This window comes from Paenibacillus sp. FSL R7-0331 (genome assembly GCF_000758645.1).
GTDB lineage: Bacteria > Bacillota > Bacilli > Paenibacillales > Paenibacillaceae > Paenibacillus_AQ > Paenibacillus_AQ camerounensis.
On record NZ_CP009284.1, the window covers coordinates 3,808,801 to 3,827,183 of the forward strand.

General features: G+C 51.1%; 23 protein-coding genes and 1 riboswitch. Of the genes, 4 read left to right on the top strand and 19 right to left on the bottom strand.

What is annotated here, in order from left to right; translation table 11 throughout:
• Window positions 1-8: 8 nt before the first annotated feature.
• Both R70331_RS15980 and R70331_RS31570 read left to right on the top strand, forming a co-directional pair.
• A complete protein-coding gene (locus tag R70331_RS15980; protein WP_042177161.1) occupies window positions 9-1,238 on the top strand; it encodes an aminopeptidase in 1,230 nt (409 codons plus the stop codon).
• Window positions 1,239-1,952: 714 nt separating this feature from the next.
• Window positions 1,953-2,126 carry a hypothetical protein gene (locus R70331_RS31570; RefSeq protein ID WP_156131139.1) on the top strand — a complete coding sequence of 58 codons (174 nt, stop codon included), beginning with the start codon at window positions 1,953-1,955 and terminating at the stop codon, window positions 2,124-2,126.
• 86 nt (window positions 2,127-2,212) lie between these two features.
• Here R70331_RS31570 and R70331_RS15985 read toward each other — a convergent pair whose 3' ends face one another.
• The 7 genes from R70331_RS15985 to R70331_RS16015 all read right to left on the bottom strand — a co-directional run bounded on the left by R70331_RS15985 (window position 2,213) and on the right by R70331_RS16015 (window position 8,014).
• Window positions 2,213-2,893 carry an AlkZ-related protein gene (locus tag R70331_RS15985; RefSeq protein WP_042177163.1) on the bottom strand — a complete coding sequence of 227 codons (681 nt, stop codon included), beginning with the start codon at window positions 2,891-2,893 and terminating at the stop codon, window positions 2,213-2,215.
• Between the two features lie 52 nt (window positions 2,894-2,945).
• On the bottom strand, window positions 2,946-3,521 hold the full coding sequence (locus R70331_RS15990) for a TetR/AcrR family transcriptional regulator (protein WP_042177164.1): 576 nt from the start codon (window positions 3,519-3,521) through the stop codon (window positions 2,946-2,948).
• Window positions 3,522-4,241 (bottom strand): MBL fold metallo-hydrolase, encoded by a 720-nt coding sequence (locus R70331_RS15995; protein WP_042177165.1) that lies wholly within the window; start codon window positions 4,239-4,241, stop codon window positions 3,522-3,524. It abuts the gene before it with no gap.
• A 117-nt stretch (window positions 4,242-4,358) separates the two neighbouring features.
• The gene (gene pstB, locus R70331_RS16000; protein ID WP_042177166.1) at window positions 4,359-5,132 is read right to left on the bottom strand and encodes a phosphate ABC transporter ATP-binding protein PstB; all 774 of its coding nucleotides are present in this window, start codon (window positions 5,130-5,132) and stop codon (window positions 4,359-4,361) included.
• A gap of 36 nt (window positions 5,133-5,168) precedes the next feature.
• A complete protein-coding gene (gene pstA, locus R70331_RS16005; protein WP_042177168.1) occupies window positions 5,169-6,065 on the bottom strand; it encodes a phosphate ABC transporter permease PstA in 897 nt (298 codons plus the stop codon).
• Window positions 6,062-6,964 (bottom strand): phosphate ABC transporter permease subunit PstC, encoded by a 903-nt coding sequence (gene pstC / locus R70331_RS16010; protein WP_197071339.1) that lies wholly within the window; start codon window positions 6,962-6,964, stop codon window positions 6,062-6,064. The genes pstA and pstC overlap by 4 nt, the downstream gene beginning before the upstream one ends.
• Before the next feature lie 96 nt (window positions 6,965-7,060).
• On the bottom strand, window positions 7,061-8,014 hold the full coding sequence (locus R70331_RS16015; protein ID WP_042177172.1) for a phosphate ABC transporter substrate-binding protein PstS family protein: 954 nt from the start codon (window positions 8,012-8,014) through the stop codon (window positions 7,061-7,063).
• 252 nt (window positions 8,015-8,266) lie between these two features.
• On the opposite strand from R70331_RS16015, the gene R70331_RS16020 reads away from it, so the two are divergent.
• Window positions 8,267-9,169: a LysR family transcriptional regulator gene (locus R70331_RS16020; protein WP_042177174.1), complete on the top strand. Its 903-nt coding sequence runs from the start codon at window positions 8,267-8,269 to the stop codon at window positions 9,167-9,169.
• An 85-nt stretch (window positions 9,170-9,254) separates the two neighbouring features.
• Here the strand turns inward: R70331_RS16020 and R70331_RS16025 are convergent, their stop codons facing one another.
• The 10 genes from R70331_RS16025 to R70331_RS16065 all read right to left on the bottom strand — a co-directional run bounded on the left by R70331_RS16025 (window position 9,255) and on the right by R70331_RS16065 (window position 15,816).
• Window positions 9,255-10,091, bottom strand: coding sequence for a class I SAM-dependent methyltransferase (locus R70331_RS16025; protein ID WP_042177175.1), 837 nt, complete (start codon window positions 10,089-10,091; stop codon window positions 9,255-9,257).
• Window positions 10,092-10,141: 50 nt separating this feature from the next.
• On the bottom strand, window positions 10,142-11,056 hold the full coding sequence (locus tag R70331_RS16030; RefSeq protein ID WP_197071340.1) for a DMT family transporter: 915 nt from the start codon (window positions 11,054-11,056) through the stop codon (window positions 10,142-10,144).
• A 140-nt stretch (window positions 11,057-11,196) separates the two neighbouring features.
• Window positions 11,197-11,334: a hypothetical protein gene (locus tag R70331_RS31575; protein ID WP_156131140.1), complete on the bottom strand. Its 138-nt coding sequence runs from the start codon at window positions 11,332-11,334 to the stop codon at window positions 11,197-11,199.
• 79 nt (window positions 11,335-11,413) lie between these two features.
• Window positions 11,414-12,259, bottom strand: coding sequence for a VanW family protein (locus R70331_RS16035; RefSeq protein ID WP_231576301.1), 846 nt, complete (start codon window positions 12,257-12,259; stop codon window positions 11,414-11,416).
• Window positions 12,256-12,777, bottom strand: coding sequence for a cysteine hydrolase family protein (locus R70331_RS16040; protein ID WP_042177177.1), 522 nt, complete (start codon window positions 12,775-12,777; stop codon window positions 12,256-12,258). Before R70331_RS16040 ends, R70331_RS16035 begins: the two co-directional genes overlap by 4 nt.
• Before the next feature lie 216 nt (window positions 12,778-12,993).
• Window positions 12,994-13,716 (bottom strand): 7-carboxy-7-deazaguanine synthase QueE, encoded by a 723-nt coding sequence (gene queE, locus R70331_RS16045; RefSeq protein WP_042177179.1) that lies wholly within the window; start codon window positions 13,714-13,716, stop codon window positions 12,994-12,996.
• The gene (locus R70331_RS16050) at window positions 13,709-14,191 is read right to left on the bottom strand and encodes a 6-pyruvoyl trahydropterin synthase family protein (protein WP_042177181.1); all 483 of its coding nucleotides are present in this window, start codon (window positions 14,189-14,191) and stop codon (window positions 13,709-13,711) included. The genes queE and R70331_RS16050 overlap by 8 nt, the downstream gene beginning before the upstream one ends.
• On the bottom strand, window positions 14,191-14,853 hold the full coding sequence (gene queC, locus R70331_RS16055; RefSeq protein WP_042177184.1) for a 7-cyano-7-deazaguanine synthase QueC: 663 nt from the start codon (window positions 14,851-14,853) through the stop codon (window positions 14,191-14,193). Before queC ends, R70331_RS16050 begins: the two co-directional genes overlap by 1 nt.
• A 30-nt stretch (window positions 14,854-14,883) precedes the next feature.
• Window positions 14,884-15,384: a preQ(1) synthase gene (gene queF / locus R70331_RS16060; RefSeq protein WP_042177185.1), complete on the bottom strand. Its 501-nt coding sequence runs from the start codon at window positions 15,382-15,384 to the stop codon at window positions 14,884-14,886.
• Between the two features lie 76 nt (window positions 15,385-15,460).
• Window positions 15,461-15,504, bottom strand: a riboswitch (PreQ1 riboswitch).
• A gap of 78 nt (window positions 15,505-15,582) precedes the next feature.
• Window positions 15,583-15,816: a hypothetical protein gene (locus tag R70331_RS16065; protein WP_052419083.1), complete on the bottom strand. Its 234-nt coding sequence runs from the start codon at window positions 15,814-15,816 to the stop codon at window positions 15,583-15,585.
• Window positions 15,817-16,089: 273 nt separating this feature from the next.
• On the opposite strand from R70331_RS16065, the gene R70331_RS16070 reads away from it, so the two are divergent.
• A complete protein-coding gene (locus R70331_RS16070; protein WP_042177186.1) occupies window positions 16,090-16,431 on the top strand; it encodes a protein YmzB in 342 nt (113 codons plus the stop codon).
• Between the two features lie 60 nt (window positions 16,432-16,491).
• Here the strand turns inward: R70331_RS16070 and murB are convergent, their stop codons facing one another.
• Window positions 16,492-17,403 (bottom strand): UDP-N-acetylmuramate dehydrogenase, encoded by a 912-nt coding sequence (gene murB, locus R70331_RS16075; protein ID WP_042177189.1) that lies wholly within the window; start codon window positions 17,401-17,403, stop codon window positions 16,492-16,494.
• A 158-nt stretch (window positions 17,404-17,561) separates the two neighbouring features.
• The gene (locus R70331_RS16080; RefSeq protein WP_042177190.1) at window positions 17,562-18,383 is read right to left on the bottom strand and encodes a (2Fe-2S)-binding protein; all 822 of its coding nucleotides are present in this window, start codon (window positions 18,381-18,383) and stop codon (window positions 17,562-17,564) included.

Genomic DNA, 18,383 nt, shown 5'->3' on the forward strand with positions numbered 1-18,383 from the left:
CTGGACCAATGCTGGATTTCAAGCAAAAGCTGGAGAACTATGCACTGCTCGCGGTAAAAGTCGGGGTCAATATCCAACAGGGACAAATCTTGGTTATCAATGCAGATATCGAGTCTGCGGAATTAGTCCGCCTGATTGTGCGGCAGGCCTATGAAGCAGGAGCTAAGCAGGTTAAGGTTAACTATAGTGATGAACGGGTAACCCGGACTCGGTATGAGCTTGCACCGGCCGAAAGCTTTTTGGAGCCGCCGAAGTGGCAAGCGGATGAATTGGAGGATTTAGGTAAAAAGGGGGCTGCTTTCTTAAACGTGGTCTCCACTAACCCCGATCTGCTGAACGGGATCGAAGCCAGCCGGATTGCTGACAATCAGCGTACAGCCGGCACTGCTATGGCTCCTTATCGTGAAATGCTGATGTCCAACCAGATCAGCTGGAGCATCGTGGCCTACCCGTCCCCTACGTGGGCAGCAAAAGTATTTCCGGATGCCCCGGCTGAGGAGCAGGTAGGACTTCTCTGGGATGCAATTTTCAAGGCGGTACGTGCTGATCATGAAAACCCGGTTGAAGCCTGGAGCAAGCATCTTGACGGCTTGAAGCAGCGCTGCGATATCCTGAATGAGCGTAAATACCGCAAGCTGCATTATACAGCTCCAGGTACAGATCTGACTCTTGAGCTTCCGGAAGGACACATCTGGTGTCAAGCCGGTGCGGTTAACGGGCGCGGTGTACCTTTTCTCGCCAACATTCCGACGGAAGAGGTCTTCACTGCTCCGCTCAAGACAGGCGCGAACGGAACCGTCAGCAGCACCAAGCCGCTCAGCTACAGCGGTAATATTATCGACCGCTTTACTCTGACCCTGGAGAATGGTAAAGTAACAGATTTCACTGCAGAAGTGGGCTATGATGCTCTGGCTTCACTGTTAGCTATGGACGAAGGCGCGGCATACTTTGGTGAAGTTGCGCTTGTTCCTTACCATTCACCGATCTCCGAGAGCGGTATTCTTTACTTCACAACCCTGTATGATGAAAATGCTTCCTGTCACCTGGCGCTGGGCGCAGCATACGCCTTCACCCTGCAGGACGGCATTAATATGACGAAGGAACAGCTTGCCGGGCATGGGATGAATCATAGTCTCACGCATGTGGACTTTATGATGGGCTCAGCAGAGATGAACATTGACGGCATCACTGATGACGGTAAGACAGAACCTATTTTCCGCTCAGGAAACTGGGCATAAGGTAACCACCACCTATATTTAACGTATATAAGAAGCTAACAAAATGCCTCCTGTTCCCACTTTAGGAGAAATGGCGAGCATCGGATTGAGCTCCCCTGCCAAACGCTAACCTCAGTCAGTGGGTCCAGGGTCAACTCAGGTTAAGTGTACTTTGTACAATTAAAACAAAGGAAACGAACAATTATAAGGGATTAATTGTATTCTGTACATCTATTTTCCTCGAAAAAGCCGTTTTCGGGCATTTTTAGTTAAAATAAGTGTACAGAGTGCAGTTATAGCCTACAGTGGGGCTAATTAGTCAGGTTTAGCTGCAGAAAGTACAGTTATTTCGGCTCGGCTCACCATTATCCGGTGCCATTAACTATAAAACAGGTCAAGTGCATCACCGAAAAGAAGAAAAGGCGGATACTGCCGCCTTTGTTCGGTTTTATAGATCCCTTCTCTCTGCTTACCTTTAAACTCCATCGAAGGACTTTCGCTGTGGTAGCGATAGAGCGCCTCCTCGTCAGGTTATACGTTCTATATAGCCGAATAGACTGCAAATAGCAAGCCCCCTGCTGTGCTCAATGAGTTCAGCAGGGGGCTATTTGTTCAAATTTAAACTTTTGTTTCATTTACGTTCACAATATCGTTGAATTTTATTCACAAATATGTCACAATACAATCAAGGATTGTATTTCCATATATGATCCATGAATATTGGGAGGGAGCACTATGAAAGAATCGATGTCCCCGGAACAGGAGCAGCCCGAAACCGGGCGACCTAAGCTTCAGCCCCCGACGGATGCAAGCATCGTAGCCTCCAACGCAATCAAATACACAGCCTACATCATGCTTATATTCGGTTTCCTTTATTTTCTGATTGCCTACCTGGCACCCATGCTGTAAGGCTGATTTATGATATACACTTTCTAGTAAGCGCTTACCGGGATGTTGTGCAGGCCGTTTCCGGCCTGCACAACATCCCCCGTTTTTTATAGAGACAATACTTTATTGATCCAGGCTTTTGCCTCATTCGTCCACCGGGCTTCCATAGCCGCTTGCAGCCATTCTGCGGCTTCTTCACGTGATCCCCCGAAGCTATGCAGGTTATTCTCCTTCATCCAGCGGGCGGCTGTCTCAAAGGACGTGCTGTTCCAGCCGTTTACCTCACCCTCTGCATTCCGCCGGGCTTTGACCCCTGAAATGACGATATCTGCTGTGCCCTGCAGCTCGTTCAGCGCGTTATCAAATGCCGTCTTCTTCTCTTTGGCCTTCATCTCCGCCAGCGAACGCAGCTCCCGCGTCTCAATCCCTTCATTATCGCGGATGATCTGCAGCAGCTGTACAGCCTCTCTGCTGGCCAGTCCGTTGTTGTACCGCTCTTCCAGCTCCATTGAGCTCCCCACAGCCTTTACAAAGGCCGGAAACCACTCCCGCGAGACTAACACGGCCTTCTTGCGGATGAACTTGCCGTAGCCCGCCAGCCCTTCCCCGGGGAATCTGGCCCGCCAGGCCCAAGGATCAAGCTCTGAGCCGGTATGCCAATTCTCGGCCTTGGTCAGCCTGTTAAGCGACGGATGTCCGGGGATCAGCTGGGCCAGCGGCAGTATTCCCAGTCTGTTCACCACTTGAGACATTTCTTCAAAGGTGGTTACAATACCTTGCTCGTCCATTCTGAACATCTCTCCCTTAGGATTAATTATCAATCATCAATTCATTTGCGGCTTAATCCCCGGTCCGCATACAGCCGATTCCGGCAATGTAAGCATCGATTAACCGGGTCAGGCTCTCCTCCAGGTCCAGCGGCATCCCGAAGCCGCCCTTGTTCCTGAGAGCAGCGAAGCCGTGCAGAATGCTTCTTAACCCCCGGACTGCATGCAGCTCACCTGACTTGCCCAGCTCATAGCCGGACAGTACACTGATGATTAGCTGCAAGGGCTTTGCGCCTGCTTCCTCAAGGCCGGCATTCCCCTCTTCCGGAGCCTGCAGCGTGGTTTCGTAGAGGCCGGGACGCTGCTGCGCGAACTTTACATAGGCTCTGCTGATGGCGTGGACAGCGTCCCCTCCGCTGACCCCTTTTATTGAGGCTGACATGTCAGCATAAAGCAGCTGCAGTCCGTGTATTGCCAGCAGAATTCGCAGCTCCTTAAGCCCGTTAACATGATTATACAAGGAAGGAGAGCGGACGCCCAGCTTGGCCGCAAGCAAAGCCAGTGTCACTCCTTCCATACCATACTCATCAGCGAGCTCCGCTGCGGCAAGTACCAGTGTTTGTGTATCCAATCCGGCTCTGGGCGACATTTAGCTTCCTGCCTTTCTTAGTGTCTGTTCTGATCTAAGGATCGCTTGTTTCATTGCCTCCATAGGTTCTTTAAGTAAATTGCCATGGCCTACGGCCAGAACCGCCGGTGACAGCTCAGCAAGCTTAACGGCGCTTGCCAGCGCCAGCTCTTTATTCCAGGTAGCCATGGCCGGAAAAGGGAACAGCGGAACCACTGTGCCTGATACAGCTGTCCTGTGGAAAGCCTGAAAGGCATCACCAGCTATTATTGCCCTGGTGCGCGTATCTATAAAGGACATCGAGCCCGGAGTATGGCCCGGTGTGCTGATAGCCTGCAGTGAGCCGATAAGATCCCCTTCCTGCAATACAACATCAGGTCTGGTCTTCAGCTTCTTTGGCACTGATCCCTTAATCGGCATCTGGGGCTCACCCGCCCGCAGAGAACGGTCCCCCCTTAAAAGGGCAGCATCGCGTTCGGAGATGTATACCTTCGCTGCAGGAAGCCGTCTCTTCAGCTCATCCAACGCCCCCACATGGTCGCCGTGGGCATGAGTAAGAACGATCCTTGTAACCGGTTTGTTCAGCTTGGCTGCTGCGCTAATAATACCTTTTACACTAAACGGCAGCGCTGCATCAATCAGGGTCAGCTCATTCTCTTCAACAACAAGATAACAATTCACAGGAAAAAAATCCGGCAGCCAGGTAAGCTGTACCAAGTTCCCAATCTGAGTAGTTCTCATATCGTTCCCCCTAAAACTAATGTCATTAGTTATAATATAAACTAATACCATTAGTTTTACAAGATATAAAAAAGAAGCACCTCTAAGGATGCTTCCCTTCCCTCATGCCTGACACTATCAGCCGAAACGGCCCATGATGTATTCCTGTGTCATCTGGTTCTCCGGATTGCTGAATACCTTCTCAGTCTTGTCATATTCCACAAGCGAACCCAGGTAGAAGTAAGCTGTATAGTCCGAAATACGCGCTGCCTGCTGCATATTGTGTGTAACGATAACAATGCGCAGCTCTTCTTTCAGCTCCTTGATCAGCTCCTCCACCTTACCTGTCGATACAGGGTCAAGTGCGGAAGCAGGCTCATCGAGCAGGAGGATTTGCGGGTTAACCGACAAGGCACGGGCGATGCAGAGGCGCTGCTGCTGGCCGCCTGACAGGGCGAGTGCAGAATCCTTAAGCCGGTCCTTGACTTCATCCCACAGGGCGGCGCGGCGCAGGCTGCTCTCAACGATCTCATCCAGTGCAGCCTTGCCTTTGATGCCATGATATTTTGGACCAAAGGCAATATTGTCATAAATGGATTTGTAGAACGGATTCGGCTTCTGCCAGACCATTCCGATCTTCTGGCGCAGCTTGATAACATCCGTCCCCTGAGCGTTAATATCCACTCCGTCGATCCAGATACTGCCTTTGGTTGTTGAGCCGGAAATATCGTCATTCATCCGGTTCAGTGAACGGAGAAAGGTTGATTTACCGCAGCCTGAGGGTCCAATCAGCGCAGTAACCGTATTTTGGGCAAAAGGCAGGCTAATTCCCTTAACCGCTTCGTAAGTCCCGTAAAAAATGCTAAGATTCTCTGTTTGAAATGATTCGCGTACCGCTGCCGCTGTTCCCATCTCTTACTCCTCCTGTTTATCTCTAATGAATACCTGCTAGTTTATTCTTTTGGATGCTGTCAGCTTGCGGTAGATAAGTCTGCCGAAATACCGGGCCAGCAGGTTGAACAGCAACACTGTAATTACGAGTACCGCCGAGGCTCCGGCTGCAATTTGAATCGCATCAGGTGCAAGGCCCTCACTGTTGATTTTCCAGATATGAACCGCCAGCGTCTCTGCCGGACGGAACGGGTTCAGCGGAGAATTTGCATGCAGCGGATTCCAGTCTGAGAAATTCAGACGCGGGCTGCTCATTCCCGCAGTGAACATCAGCGCTGCCGCTTCACCAAATACACGTCCTGCGGATAGAATAGTTCCGGTAATGATTGTAGGCAAGGCTACCGGAAGCAGCACCGAGGTTACAATCTTCCACTTGGATAAACCGAGAGCGAATCCGGCTTCCTTCTGGGCTTTTGGTACAGTGCGGAAGGCCTGCTCTGTAATACGTACCATCAGCGGCAGATTGAAGAACGTAAGGGCTATAGCACCTGAAATCAATGAGAATCCGAGATCAAAATAGTTCACAATCAGCAAGAGGCCGAACAGTCCGACGATGATCGACGGGAAGGATGACAGTACTTCCACAATCAGACGGATGAAGTTCGTAAGCTTGCCGGGACGGGCATATTCCGCCATGAAGATACCGGCGCCAAGGCCGAGCGGAACGGTAATGAGCAAGGTCAGTACGAGCAGGTAGAGCGAGTTAAAGAGCTGCGGCCCTACCCCGCCGCCTGCGCGGATTTTTTGCGGTGCCGAGGTTAAGAAATCCCAGCTGATATGATTGAGTCCCCGTACCAGGATGTAACCCAAAAGGCCAATCAAGATGGCTACAATAAGCAATGCGAAAAAGACGATGAAGGTAGTGGCGATTTTGTCTGCTGTTTTCGGCTTCAAATCTTATTTCTCCTTTCGAGCATTCTTACGAGGAGGACGAATACGAACGTCATCAGCATAAGAACCAGCGCCATACTCCACAGCGCATTATTTAACGTCGAACCCATTGTTGTGTTCCCCATGCTGAGCGTAATGACACTCGTCAGCGTGGAGGCCGATTCAAAGAGTGAACGCGGCACGAAAGGCGCATTACCGATAACCATCTGGACAGCCAGCGCTTCACCGAATGCGCGGGCCATCCCCAATACTACCCCGGTCATGATGGCCGGCATTGTAGTCGGGAGAATAACCCGTGAGATTGTCTGCCAGCGGGTGGCACCAAGCGCAAATGAAGATTCTTTCAAATTTTGCGGCAAAGAAGCAAGCGCATCTGCAGCCACGCTTGTAATCGTCGGAAGGATCATGACCGACAGCACAAGCGCGCCTGCAGCAACCCCGATGCCCTGGCCGGGAAACGTATCCCGAAGGAACGGAACAATAACACTGAGGCCTACAAAGCCGTATACAACGGATGGAATACCGGAGAGCAGCTCAATGACTGGCTGCAGCAGCTTTTTCCCCCACCCCGGGACAATTTCAGTCATGAACAGTGCTGCACAAATACTCAGCGGGCTAGCAATCAACGCCGCAAGCAGTGTTACCAGGAATGAACCGGAGATGAAGGGCAGCGCCCCGAATGAAGGTGTATCTGCCTCAGGCGCCCATTTTGTTCCAAAGAGGAAATCTGACAGGCTCACTCTGCCGCTGATAAAGTTGGCTAAACCTTTGGACGCTACGAAATAGACCATTGAAACAATGATCACGATCAGAAGCAGCACGCAAAAGGACATATAAATACGTCCAACCAAGTCCTCAATATGATGTTTTTCGATCTTTTTTTTGTTTGTTTTTCCCCGCAAGATGCTCCCTCTTTCTAAAGTGAAAAGAGAGGCAGAAGAGTTCCGCCTCTAATTCACATGAAGTTCTACTGGATAATATCCTGTGTAAAGCCTGGTTTATTTCGCTGTTACGTTACCTTCTACATCACGGGAAACCTGCATTGCAGAAGCAGGAATGTATCCCAGCTCAACAACATCACCGTTCTGTACTTCATCAGTCAGCATGTAATCAAGGAATGCTTTTACAACTTCATTAGGTTCACCGTTAGTGTACATGTGCTGGTACGCCCATACCGGATAATCACCGCTCACTACGTTGTCTACGGAAGGCTCAACGCCGTCATAGTTAATAGTCTTAATAGTGTCATCGAGGTAGGACAATGCAAGGTAACCGATTGCTCCCGGTGTTTCGCCGATCATTTTCTTAACAGTACCGGAGGAATCCTCTTGTACGGAACCTTGAAGGTCTTCTGTCTTCGTTCCGAGTGCGAATGCTTCAAAGGTAGCACGTGTACCGGAGCTGCTTGGACGGTTGATGATCTGAATCGCCTGGTCGGCACCGCCAACTTCGCTCCAGTTAGTGATTTTACCGGTGAAAATATCAACCAGCTGCTGTTTGGTCAAGCTGTCAACACCTGCATCCGGGTTAGATACTGCTGCGATTGCAACAACCGCTACCTGATGGTCAACGAGTGCTTCCGCTTTTGCAGCATCGGCATCCTTCAATTTCTCTTCTGCGAATACGTCAGAGTTACCGATATCTACCTGGCCTTCAGAAACCTGAGTAAGACCGGTACCGCTGCCGCCGCCTTGAACCTGAATATCAACGCCGCTGTTAGCATCCATGAAGCTTTCAGCTGCCAGTTCAACCAATGGTTGTAATGCTGTAGAACCTGAAGCCAGGATCGATCCGCTCAAGTCTGCACCGCTGCTGCTCTCTGTAGGTGTGTTTGTCGCAGCTGCGTTGTTGCCCCCGTTATTAGTTGTCGCATTATTGCTGTTACCGCATGCCGAAAGTGCTACTACGCTTGTTAGTGCCAGAGCCATGATCCACGATTTTCTGAATTGCATTGATTTTGTTCCTCCTAAAGTTTGTGTTTTAGTGCACCATTGAATCTGCTTCTACAAAACTCACTTTGGAAGCTTCCTCTATGTTGTCTCTCCGCTTTACTCTTCTTATTCTAGAACCCGTTCGTTAGATAAAAGTCTGCGTTTTGTAAAGCGAAAGATAAAAATACTAATAGAAAATGTATATTGTTATAGATATAATCTATATTAGATAGATAAAGTAACATCTGTTCACCATTTAAGCGGAGGAAAGTCATGAACATAACGAAACTGCAAATCGTCGTCCTGATCGAAAAATATAAGAAAGTTACAGATGTAGCCGCCGAGCTCGGCCTAAAGCAGCCCACAGTTTCCTTCCATATGAAAAGCCTGGAGACAGAGCTCGGGACCTCCCTGTTCCAATACCGCAGCGGACGTGTTCTGTTGACGGATGCCGGCCGGGCGCTTTACCAGTATGCTGTGCGGATTGTATCGCTTGCGGTGGAAGCTGAACGGAGTCTAAAGCAGTTCTCGTCCCTTTCATCCGGTAATCTGGAGCTGGAAGCTTCCTATATACCTGGTACATATACTTTGCCAAAAATACTGTCCCGATTCATCCACCTTCACCCGGGCATCGATGTCACTCTGAACGTACACAATGACGCTTCGCTCAGAGAGCGGCTGCGCAGCCGGGATATTCAGCTGGCAGTGCTTCACATGACGGATAATGATAATGAAACCTTTCAGACACAGGACATCGCCCCGGATGAGACGGTGCTCATTTTCGCTCCCGAACATCCCCTATCCCAAGAATCAGAGCTGACTCCAGAGCTTGTTGCGCTTGAGCCGTGGATTCAGCACGAACAAGCCACTTATCTGGCTAATGCTGCTGACAGCTGGGCACAGGCCAACGCTGTACGGCTATGGAATCATGCTATTGTAAACTCCCCTGAAGCCTATAAAGGGATGGTCATGGAGGGCGGAGCGATTGGTATATTCGCTAAAGCAGGCATCGAAACCGAGCTGGCTCTGGGCAGGCTGCGTTGTTCTCCCTTGCCCGGAATAGTGCCGCCAGCAGCCCGTTTTGCTTACGCCTGGCGCAAGGATCATGCATTAACGCCGCTGCAGCAGGCTTTTATTGATATGGCCGCAGAAACAAATCACCAGATTAATAATTAACTATATTAAGTATATAAATAATAAAAACGGACTATCCCTTCAGCTTTTAGAAAAAGCGCTAAAGGTACAGTCCGTTTATTTATGTCTATCTCTTTTCGGCCACCAAAGTAAAGGTTTTGGGAATGCCTTTGTCATACACATCGGATGACAGGTTCGGCTCCTCCGCCAGCTCGCAGATAACAAGCCCGCTGCGTGCCGCTGCCGTCACCAGCTCGCCAAGTGTCCAGCGCCGCCAGTATACGACACTTTGCTTCACTTCGCTTCCGGGAACATGGGCGGAAGCCGGGAGGTATTTGGAGTATGAGACCCTCTTCTCCTCCAGTGAAGTATCGAAATAATCGCCGTCCACCTTATGCTTGCGCACCTTGGCGGTGGAGCCTTTTGAGGATATCAGCTTGGTTGTGACCGGGTGAAAATCACGCAGGACGAACCGTCCTCCGGAAGTAAGCAGCCGGCAGACCGTGGCCATGAACGGTGCAAGATCGGTGAAATAATGAATAATGCCCATCTCGGCAAATACAATATCGTAAGAACCGTCCAGCACCTCTTCCGGCAGCTTTAGAACATCTGAGACGATATAATCGAGACCGACTCCGGCTGCTTCTGCCAGCTCTGCCGCATACCTTGCATTAGCCTCGGAGAAATCAGCTACACTTACTTCTGCACCAAGCAGAGCGAGTGCAACTCCCTTCATCCCGTTGGAACCCATGAGATTCATAATCTTCTTGCCCTGAATTTCCCCCAGATAATGATGGAGCGGAAACAATCTGCCCTGCGGGTCTTTGTTCAGCTTGGCAGCCGCTTCTGCCGGTGTCCCGAACCTGCTCGTCCAGGCAGCATACGTATCCTCGTTCCATGTCTCTTCACTGGACGGGACCACAGCCTGCTGCTCCTGTCCCTCATTCAAATTCTGTTCATTCATTATATTAAATACCCCTTTATGTAATTAATGTGAAGCTTGTCCGAGCACTCTTATGATGCGGATGGCAGAGGCTCAGCAGTTTGTGCTGCTTTTTTACGGCCTGCATACAGATAGACAGCCAGTCCGCTCATGACAAGCAGCCCGCCTGTCCACTGCAGGCCGTTGAGCTTCTCACCAAGCAGCAGGAAGGCCAGAATACTGGCACCGACAGGCTCACCGAGAATATTCATGGAGACTGTCGTAGCTGATACGTACTGCAGCAGCCAATTGAACAGGATATGACCGAATACGGTTGGCACAATCGCCAGGAGTACAAAGATGCCCCACTCCTTAGGCGGATAGTCAAAGAACGGGATTCCGGCAACCAGATTGTAAACGGCAAAAACAACGGAAGCAGAGATGAATACAATCAGGCTGTACAAATAAGAAGGCATACGGGAGACCAGACGATGGCCAACCATCATATGTACGGAGACTGCGATTGTACCGCCAACCGACAGCAGGTCACCTTTTATATTATCTGCTGACAGCCCGATGTCGCCCCAACCGATGAATACCGTACCGAATATCGCAATCCCCAGGCCCAGAATCGCTGATTTGGTGCTTCTTTCCTTATACAGCATATACGAACCGATCATAATGAATACCGGCTCCAGCGCCATAATCATCGTTGAACTTGCTACAGAGGTGAACTTAAGCGAGCCCATCCACAGCAGGAAATGCAGTGCCAGCATGAAACCGGAGAATCCGAGCAGGAGCCAGTCTTTCTTCTTAAGTGCGAAGGCAGCTCCGCTGTATGGCCGGACAAAGGGCAGCATCAGCAGTGAGGTGAACAGCAGGCGGTACATGCCCTGTATGGAAGCAGGAGCAGAGGACCATTTTATAAAAATAGCAGAGAATGAGATGGCTACAATTCCGATCAGCATGAGCAGCGGAACCGGAACCGGCGGTTTTTTGAAATTCACAGAGCAGCTTCCTTTCAGATATAAAGAGCATAAATTAAACCTAACTTAGAGCTTATATCCTGGTTACCCTTTCAGTCAACCAAAAAACCCGCCGGATGATCCGGCAGGCTGTCTCTGCTCACTCGCTGTGTCTGCTATGGCTACAGTATAACCTTGATGCAGTCCTCTTCCTTCTCCCCTAACACCTTATAGGCATGCTCTCCCCGGCTGATCGGGAGACGGTGGGTGATAATATCGGTTGCATCGAAGTTGCCGTACGAATCGGAATAACCGAGCATACCGCCGGTATCCTTGGCGTCTAATGTTATAACCCCAAAATCCTGCAGATTATCCCCGATCCGGAAAGTTTAGCAACGATTATAAGGCCCCTTCTTCAGTGCCTGCAGGCGGATACAGCAGCGGCGAATACATCATCAGCGCATGATTCTCAGCCACTGCCTCATCACCGGCCAGCTCACCGCTGCGCGTCAGCACCCGGCGCCGGATCCGGTTGCTGCGGATATAACCGCCCCATGGCTCCAGGCTGATTACATGCTCCGCTTCATATATATCATATTGATACAGCTGCTCTGCATCGCATCTCCACTCCCCGTGCAGATGAGCGTCATCGAGGTAAAGCTTCAGCTGATAAGTATGCTCCGTATGATTGGTAAGCTGCAGATCCAGATAATTATAAGCACAGGTCGCACCGCTGCCAAAGGGCTGGGTGCGCTTCTCATCCGGGAACACATCATAGCTGTGGCGGTGACGCTCGGTCACCGTCAGCGGGGTATGGAGTGCCATCCAGTAGATCAGGTTCGACAGCTGGCATAGACCTCCGCCTGTTCCGGTGCGGAATCCGCCATAGAATAACACCATACCGTCCAGATAACCTTTACGGCGGGTCGGCTTACCGATGCTCTGCCAGTAGGAGAAGGTTTCACCCGGCCTGATCAGCAGTCCGTCAAGCTTCGCGGCAGCCAGTCTTAAGTTCGTAATTTTGTTGTACTGCAGCTGCATGTCCACGTTACGAAGCTTACGAAGCAGCGGGGTTGCATGAGCGGCGGCTGTATAAGCCAGCACCTCTGCACTGTGGGTCCTTGCCCGTGTACCTGAAGCAGTCAGCCACTGCCAGTATCTTGCCCAGGTGTAATACCGCTTGCCGGCAAACAGCCTCAGTCTTGAGCGGCGGATCGGCTTCATTTCCGCTTTGGCCTTTCTCATGCAAAGACGATTTCATCTGCCTTGCGAAGGCTGGCAAATCTTCCTCCAAGCACCCCGTTATGGTGGCGCACGATCTCTTCCCCGCTGAAATTCGCATTATCAAATGTACTATGTGCATCTTGTACCAGAATATTGCTGTACCCCATGCTGTAAGCGCGGCGGCAGGTTGTATCAAGACAGAATTCAGTCTGCATGCCGCAGATGACCAGCCCTGTAACACCTAATCGTTGAAGCTCCTCATGGAGCGTTGTCCGGTGAAATGCATCCCAGGTCGGCTTCTCCACAACAGACTCGCCATCCTGCGGGGTAATCCGGCTACTGATCTCCCAGGTCGGCAGGCCTTTGGTATATTCCTCATCTTCCGTATGCTGTATGTAGACAACAGGCACTCCCGCCGAGCGTGCTTTACCGAGCAGTGCAACAATACGGTCCATCACTTGCTCCCCGTCGTAAAGGCTCATCCCCGGATATGAAAACATCGCTTCCTGCACATCAATAATCAATAATGCTGTAGTCATTAAACATTCCCCCTTGAATTAGTCAGCTGTTCAGGAACTGAATTGATTTGCGGAGCGTTACATTCCATTCTGTTCCTCCCTTTCTGCAAACAATAAATCCAATTTTATACACTCCTAATAGTATAGTAGTAATTCATAGCGGACAACCTCAAAACAACAAAAAGAACATGTGCAAGCATCATCAGATGCTTGCACATGCCCTTAGTTATCATTCGTTTATTTGCCCCGTTTGTTATGCCAGATCAGTGCATGCAGCTGCGGCAGCACTCTGACCCGGTTCATGGCCGGGTCGGCAATGACCAGATTGAACAGCCACTCCAGCCGGCCCAGCAAGCGGGCGGAGATATCTCCCGGCTCCGTGACATCCTCGTTACCAGGCTGCAGATACATCGGAATCTCCGGATAACGCCGGTGAACATTCCGCGCGTAAGCAAAGTCTTCCTCGTTAAATACAACTACCTTCAGGCTATGGGCAGCTTTCCCTGCCAGCCTCAGCCTATTGATAATGTCATCCAGCTTCTCCCAGTCTGTCACCATACCCGAGCTGGGCGGCTTTGGACTGATGGTCAGCACATCAATATCATAGAACCAGTCCTGCCAGCGGCTGCCCTGGGTTTCGATGGCCGCCTGGATGCCGCGTTCATGAAGGAGCTTCACGAAATCAGCCATGCTCTCGCCGATCAGGGCCGGATTGCCCCCGGAGATGGTGACACAATCAAAGTTATCGCCGGCAAGATCCAGCAGCTCATTCAAGATCGCCTCCGGCTCCATCAGCTGCACCTTATCCTTGGCTGAGCCATCCCAGGTGAATGCGGAATCGCACCAGCCGCAGCGGTAATCACAGCCGTAGGTGCGGACGAACATCGTTTTGACGCCAATAACGGCCCCTTCCCCTTGGATCGTAGGGCCGAAGATTTCAATTACAGGAATTTTACTCACAGTCACAGCCCCCGTGCATCCGGTAGGCTGGCCCGTCCTGCGGAATATCCTCGGCCAGCACCTCTGCCCAGGAGGTCGGCGTCTCCCACAGCCTCACGGAGTAAAGCGGCAGCTCCGCCAGCTTCAGCCGGTAGGCGATATAGGCAGACATATTCTCGACGGTTGTGCGGAAGCCCAGCAGCGCCACCTTGGAGCCGGTCTGATTCAACGTCTCCAGCACAGGCTCATTGCCCATAGCCAGAAAAGCATGATCCAGCCGGTCCACCAGCTGCTGCTGTACGGTCGCTTTGATATCGCTGAAATCAATGACGAAGCCCTCATCCGAATGCCCGGCCTCCTCCAGCGGCTTGCCTTTAAGCATAACCTCCAGCTTATACGTATGCCCGTGCAGATTGCTGCATTTACCTTTGTGCCCGATCAGCTGATGCGCAGAATCAAAGGTGAATATTTTGCAGACTGTTACTTCGCCCGGCATTACAGCTCACCCGGCTTTCGTTCTGCCACATACTGCTCAAGCCCGCGCTGGCGCAGCAGACACGCGGGACATGTGCCGCAGCCGCTGCCGATAATGCCGTTATAGCAGGTCAGCGTATGCTCGCGGACATAATCGAAGTGGCCGAGCTCGTCGGCCAGCTTCCATGTTTCTTTTTTATCAAGCCACATCAGCGGAGTGTGAATGACGAACTCATAATCCATCGACAGATTAAGCGTAACATTCAGTGATTTTACGAACACATCCCGGCAGTCGGGATAACCGCTGAAGTCAGTCTGGCACACACCCGTAATAATATTCGCATAGCCCAGCTGCTTCGCCAGAATGGCGGCAAACGACAGGAACAGCAGGTTCCGTCCGTCCACGAATGTGCTCGGCAGCTCCCCGTCCTCTCCGGCTTCAATCGCAATATCATCCCGGGTGAGCGCGTTAGGCGCCAGCTGATTAAGCAGTCCCAGATCAAGAATGTGCTGCTTTACGCCGAATGTAGCGGCGATCTCTTTGGCTACCTCAATCTCTGCCGCATGACGCTGGTTATAGTTAAAAGTAACGACCTGCACCTCTTCAAATTGCTGAAGTGCCCATACGAGGCAGGTGGTGCTGTCTTGTCCGCCGCTGAAGACGACGAGTGCTTTTTTATTCATACGTTTACGCTCTCCTCCCATGCCTTCTGTCTACCGGTTATCCACTTTCTCAGGATACAGATCATGATTCATCAGCCGGTGCCCGGCCATGGCCTCATACTTGGTACCCGGACGCCCCCAGTTGCAGTAAGGATCAATGGAGATGCCGCCGCGCGGTGTGAACTTGCCCCACACTTCAATATAACGCGGATTCATCAGGGAGATCAGGTCATTCATAATAATGTTTACACAGTCCTCATGAAAATCGCCGTGATTGCGGAAGCTGAACAGGTACAGCTTAAGTGATTTCGATTCCACCATTTTGATGTCGGGTATGTACGAGATGTACATCACGCCGAAATCGGGCTGCCCGGTTACCGGACACAGGCTGGTGAACTCCGGACAATTGAATTTGACAAAATAATCGCGGCCGGGATGCTTGTTATCGAACGCTTCCAGCACTTCCGGATCGTATCCAAAATTATACTTGGTTCCCTGGTTACCCAGCTGGGTTACCTCCGGCATTTCCTCTTTCAGTCTGCCTTCTGACATGACAAAAAACCCCTCTCTTTTCCCCCGGCTTGCTACCGGAACAGGAAAGAAGAACGAGATTTCGAAAACCTGGCTCTACTAAATAGTTTTTTATAGAGGGAGTTCGCGAACCTCTCCTGCGTATGAATGCAGAATTCTTCTTATGCTTGTATATTAGCGTCTTGAACTATATCATGTTTCCCCTTCCGCTGGCAAGCGTTACAGGTGATCCAGAATCAGTGAGCACAGCATCCCCATTGCAGCAGCGAGCCCGGTCACCGGTCCGCCATCCTTGTAGGCTTCAGGCATCATACTGGATGACACCATAGCAATAATTCCTCCTCCGGCAAAAGAGGCAATCAGCGCTGTCGTATATCCGTCAGCATGATCCATAAACGCATAGCCTGCTCCGGAAGATGCAGTCGAAATAACCAGTACACTCAGCCAGAGCAATATCACTTTTCCTTTGCTGTATCCGTCCTGCTTGAGTCCTGCGGTACTGGACAGCCCTTCCAGTATACTGCTGAACCGGATTCAGCTCCCCATAATAATGCATCCCACATCAGTGTTCCCTCATTTCACGGAAATTGCGCCGAATACGCATAAACGTATTGTACACATCATCCGCTACCGGCAAACATCCGGAGCCGGATAACCCGGTGGATTCAATCCCGCCGAACGGGGTAACATAGAATATAATCTCCTGCATAAAGGATGGGATCGCTTATGGAACTAGCTGTACAGCAGCTTAAAGATTGGTTGAATTCAGAAGCAGGACAGACGGTAGTCATTACAAAGCAGGAGCTTGACGATGTCGATACCGTCCATTTCAGCCTGGAGTCGGTAGATTACCGCGGGGCTGAGGAGGTCATTGACGATTATCTTGGGGATGCCTTAATTCTCAGGGGAAGCGGAAATACGCTGAACGGGGACGGTGAGCTTGTACCGCTTCCGCAGCCGAGCTATGAAATAGCTGTAAGCGGCTTACAGCTGCATTCGGCGGAAGCCGACAGGGCGGAGCTGCAGACAGACCGGGCTAAATACACCCTCTCCTTCGGACAGGCTTAAAGCAGCATTGTTAATTGGGCAATAAAAAGGAGGCCGCAGCACTTGTCTGCGGCCTCCTGCTCAGTCTTCCCCGATAATTCTGACTTCCGGCTCCAGCTCAATGCCGAATTTATCCTTGACCGCAGCACGGACATGATGGATCAGCCCGATGTAATCATTGGCTGTGGCATTATCCGCATTCACAATAAACCCGGCATGCTTGAGGGATACCTCTGCTCCGCCTATTCTCACACCCTGAAGCCCGCTCTCCTGAATCAGCTGTCCGGCAAATCTGCCCGGCGGCCGTTTAAACACACTTCCGCAGGAAGGGTATTCCAGCGGCTGCTTCGACTCGCGCAGATCGGTCAGCTCATCCATCTTGGCTCTGATAACGGCCGGCTCTCCCGGCTGAAGGGCAAATCTCGCTTCCAGTACAATGTAATCCCCGCCTGCAAAAACACTGTGCCGGTAACCAAATTTCAGCTCCTCACCCAGCAGCGTAACAAGTTCACCGTCTTTATTCACGGCAAGTGCGCTGTGCAGCACATCCTTGATCTCACCGCCGTAAGCACCGGCGTTCATATACAGTGCACCGCCTACTGTTCCCGGGATGCCGCAGGCAAATTCCAGACCCGTCAGCTCCCGCTCAAGCGCATAGGAGGATGCGTCGATAATTTTGGCGCCGCACTGGGCAACCAGCAGACCGTTCTCTATAGTCATCTTATCCAAAATAGAAGTATACAGCACAATTCCGCGGATACCGCCGTCGCGGATAATAACGTTTGATCCGTTACCCAGCACGGTTAGAGGAATATCCTGCTCCTTGGCATAGGTAACCACACGTTGAATTTCTTCATAGCTCGCAGGCGTTGCCAGAATGTCGGCAATGCCGCCGATTTGTGTAAATACATAGGGCTTCAGCATTTCCCGGCTTCTTACCGTTCCGTCCGGAAGAAGCTGCTGCAAATCCTTTTCGGTTTGGCTTATGTTCATCTTTCATGCTCCTTTATAATCAATACATGATCCGGTGATCAGCCTGATTGATGGCATCCACAACTGTAACAACGAACAGGCTCCCTTGTCAATGACGGGAGCCTGTTGCTGCTGCTGTGCTTATAGAGTTTATGCGGACATTTTATGAAATATTATTTCTATGCCTGTCCTGCTGATGCCGGTTTCCTGAACTCCGTCCGGCGTACCGCCCGTTCCTCTTCTTTCAGCCGCGGGCAGGTATAGCAGTAGCTTCCTCCTTCGGTCCGGTAATAGAGGCAGCAGCGGTTGCGCATATTCACGGTCTTATCCGGATCAGCCAGCGATTCAAGCTTGCGCACCTGGACGCGGAACGGATTTTTCTTCAAACCGAATATTTCTGCCGGTATTTCTTCGCACAGGTACCTGTAATCGTCCTGCAGCGTATTCAACAAGCGCTCAGGAAGCCCCCCCGAGGTAAAGACCTCCAGGTAATAGTTAAATTTGGTAGGCAGCTGTCCCCAGATTTCTCCACCGGATAGTCCGGTGACCCGGGACAGCATGGACAGCATCGGAGCAGCCGTATCCCGGTAGAACCGTATCAGCTGCTCATTGCGCCATTCTCTCCGCTGCCCGGCTTCCGCCGGAGCAGGCTCAAATGACCATTCACCCAGAGAAAAGGCCGCACGCCAATATCCATCGGCAGGAATGAGATGTACAGACAACCTCTGCAGACTGACGACAGGGACAGCGGATGCTACGGTGAGCGCATACTGGACTGCAAGAGCAATATTTCCGAATGCTCCGGCAAAGTAGGTTGCTGCCACCTTATCATCCAGCCCTTTTATCAGCGGCCTGTAGCATTCGATAAAGGCTCTCATTCCGGCTTCATCAGCCATATCTCCGGCATTAAATGAATGCTTAGTGCCTTCGGGGATACCGGGATGAAGGTCAAATTTGCTGCCGAAATCCTTTATCTGTTCCTGCTCCTGTTCTTCTGTCAT

Bases quoted from the DNA above. Each gene is read 5' to 3' on its own strand.
- R70331_RS16015 (WP_042177172.1), bottom strand. From the start codon at position 8,014: ATGCAATTCAGAAAATCGTGGATCATGGCTCTGGCACTAACAAGCGTA.
- R70331_RS16020 (WP_042177174.1), top strand. From the start codon at position 8,267: ATGAACATAACGAAACTGCAAATCGTCGTCCTGATCGAAAAATATAAG.
- R70331_RS16080 (WP_042177190.1), bottom strand. From the start codon at position 18,383: ATGACAGAAGAACAGGAGCAGGAACAGATAAAGGATTTCGGCAGCAAA.
- R70331_RS31575 (WP_156131140.1), bottom strand. From the start codon at position 11,334: ATGCTCGGTTATTCCGATTCGTACGGCAACTTCGATGCAACCGATATT.
- R70331_RS15995 (WP_042177165.1), bottom strand. From the start codon at position 4,241: ATGAGAACTACTCAGATTGGGAACTTGGTACAGCTTACCTGGCTGCCG.
- pstB (WP_042177166.1), bottom strand. From the start codon at position 5,132: ATGGGAACAGCGGCAGCGGTACGCGAATCATTTCAAACAGAGAATCTT.
- murB (WP_042177189.1), bottom strand. From the start codon at position 17,403: ATGAACATAAGCCAAACCGAAAAGGATTTGCAGCAGCTTCTTCCGGAC.
- R70331_RS31570 (WP_156131139.1), top strand. From the start codon at position 1,953: ATGAAAGAATCGATGTCCCCGGAACAGGAGCAGCCCGAAACCGGGCGA.
- R70331_RS16035 (WP_231576301.1), bottom strand. From the start codon at position 12,259: ATGAGAAAGGCCAAAGCGGAAATGAAGCCGATCCGCCGCTCAAGACTG.
- R70331_RS15990 (WP_042177164.1), bottom strand. From the start codon at position 3,521: ATGTCGCCCAGAGCCGGATTGGATACACAAACACTGGTACTTGCCGCA.
- R70331_RS16040 (WP_042177177.1), bottom strand. From the start codon at position 12,777: ATGACTACAGCATTATTGATTATTGATGTGCAGGAAGCGATGTTTTCA.
- R70331_RS16025 (WP_042177175.1), bottom strand. From the start codon at position 10,091: ATGAATGAACAGAATTTGAATGAGGGACAGGAGCAGCAGGCTGTGGTC.
- R70331_RS15985 (WP_042177163.1), bottom strand. From the start codon at position 2,893: ATGGACGAGCAAGGTATTGTAACCACCTTTGAAGAAATGTCTCAAGTG.
- R70331_RS16070 (WP_042177186.1), top strand. From the start codon at position 16,090: ATGGAACTAGCTGTACAGCAGCTTAAAGATTGGTTGAATTCAGAAGCA.
- R70331_RS16050 (WP_042177181.1), bottom strand. From the start codon at position 14,191: ATGCCGGGCGAAGTAACAGTCTGCAAAATATTCACCTTTGATTCTGCG.
- queF (WP_042177185.1), bottom strand. From the start codon at position 15,384: ATGTCAGAAGGCAGACTGAAAGAGGAAATGCCGGAGGTAACCCAGCTG.
- queC (WP_042177184.1), bottom strand. From the start codon at position 14,853: ATGAATAAAAAAGCACTCGTCGTCTTCAGCGGCGGACAAGACAGCACC.
- R70331_RS15980 (WP_042177161.1), top strand. From the start codon at position 9: ATGCTGGATTTCAAGCAAAAGCTGGAGAACTATGCACTGCTCGCGGTA.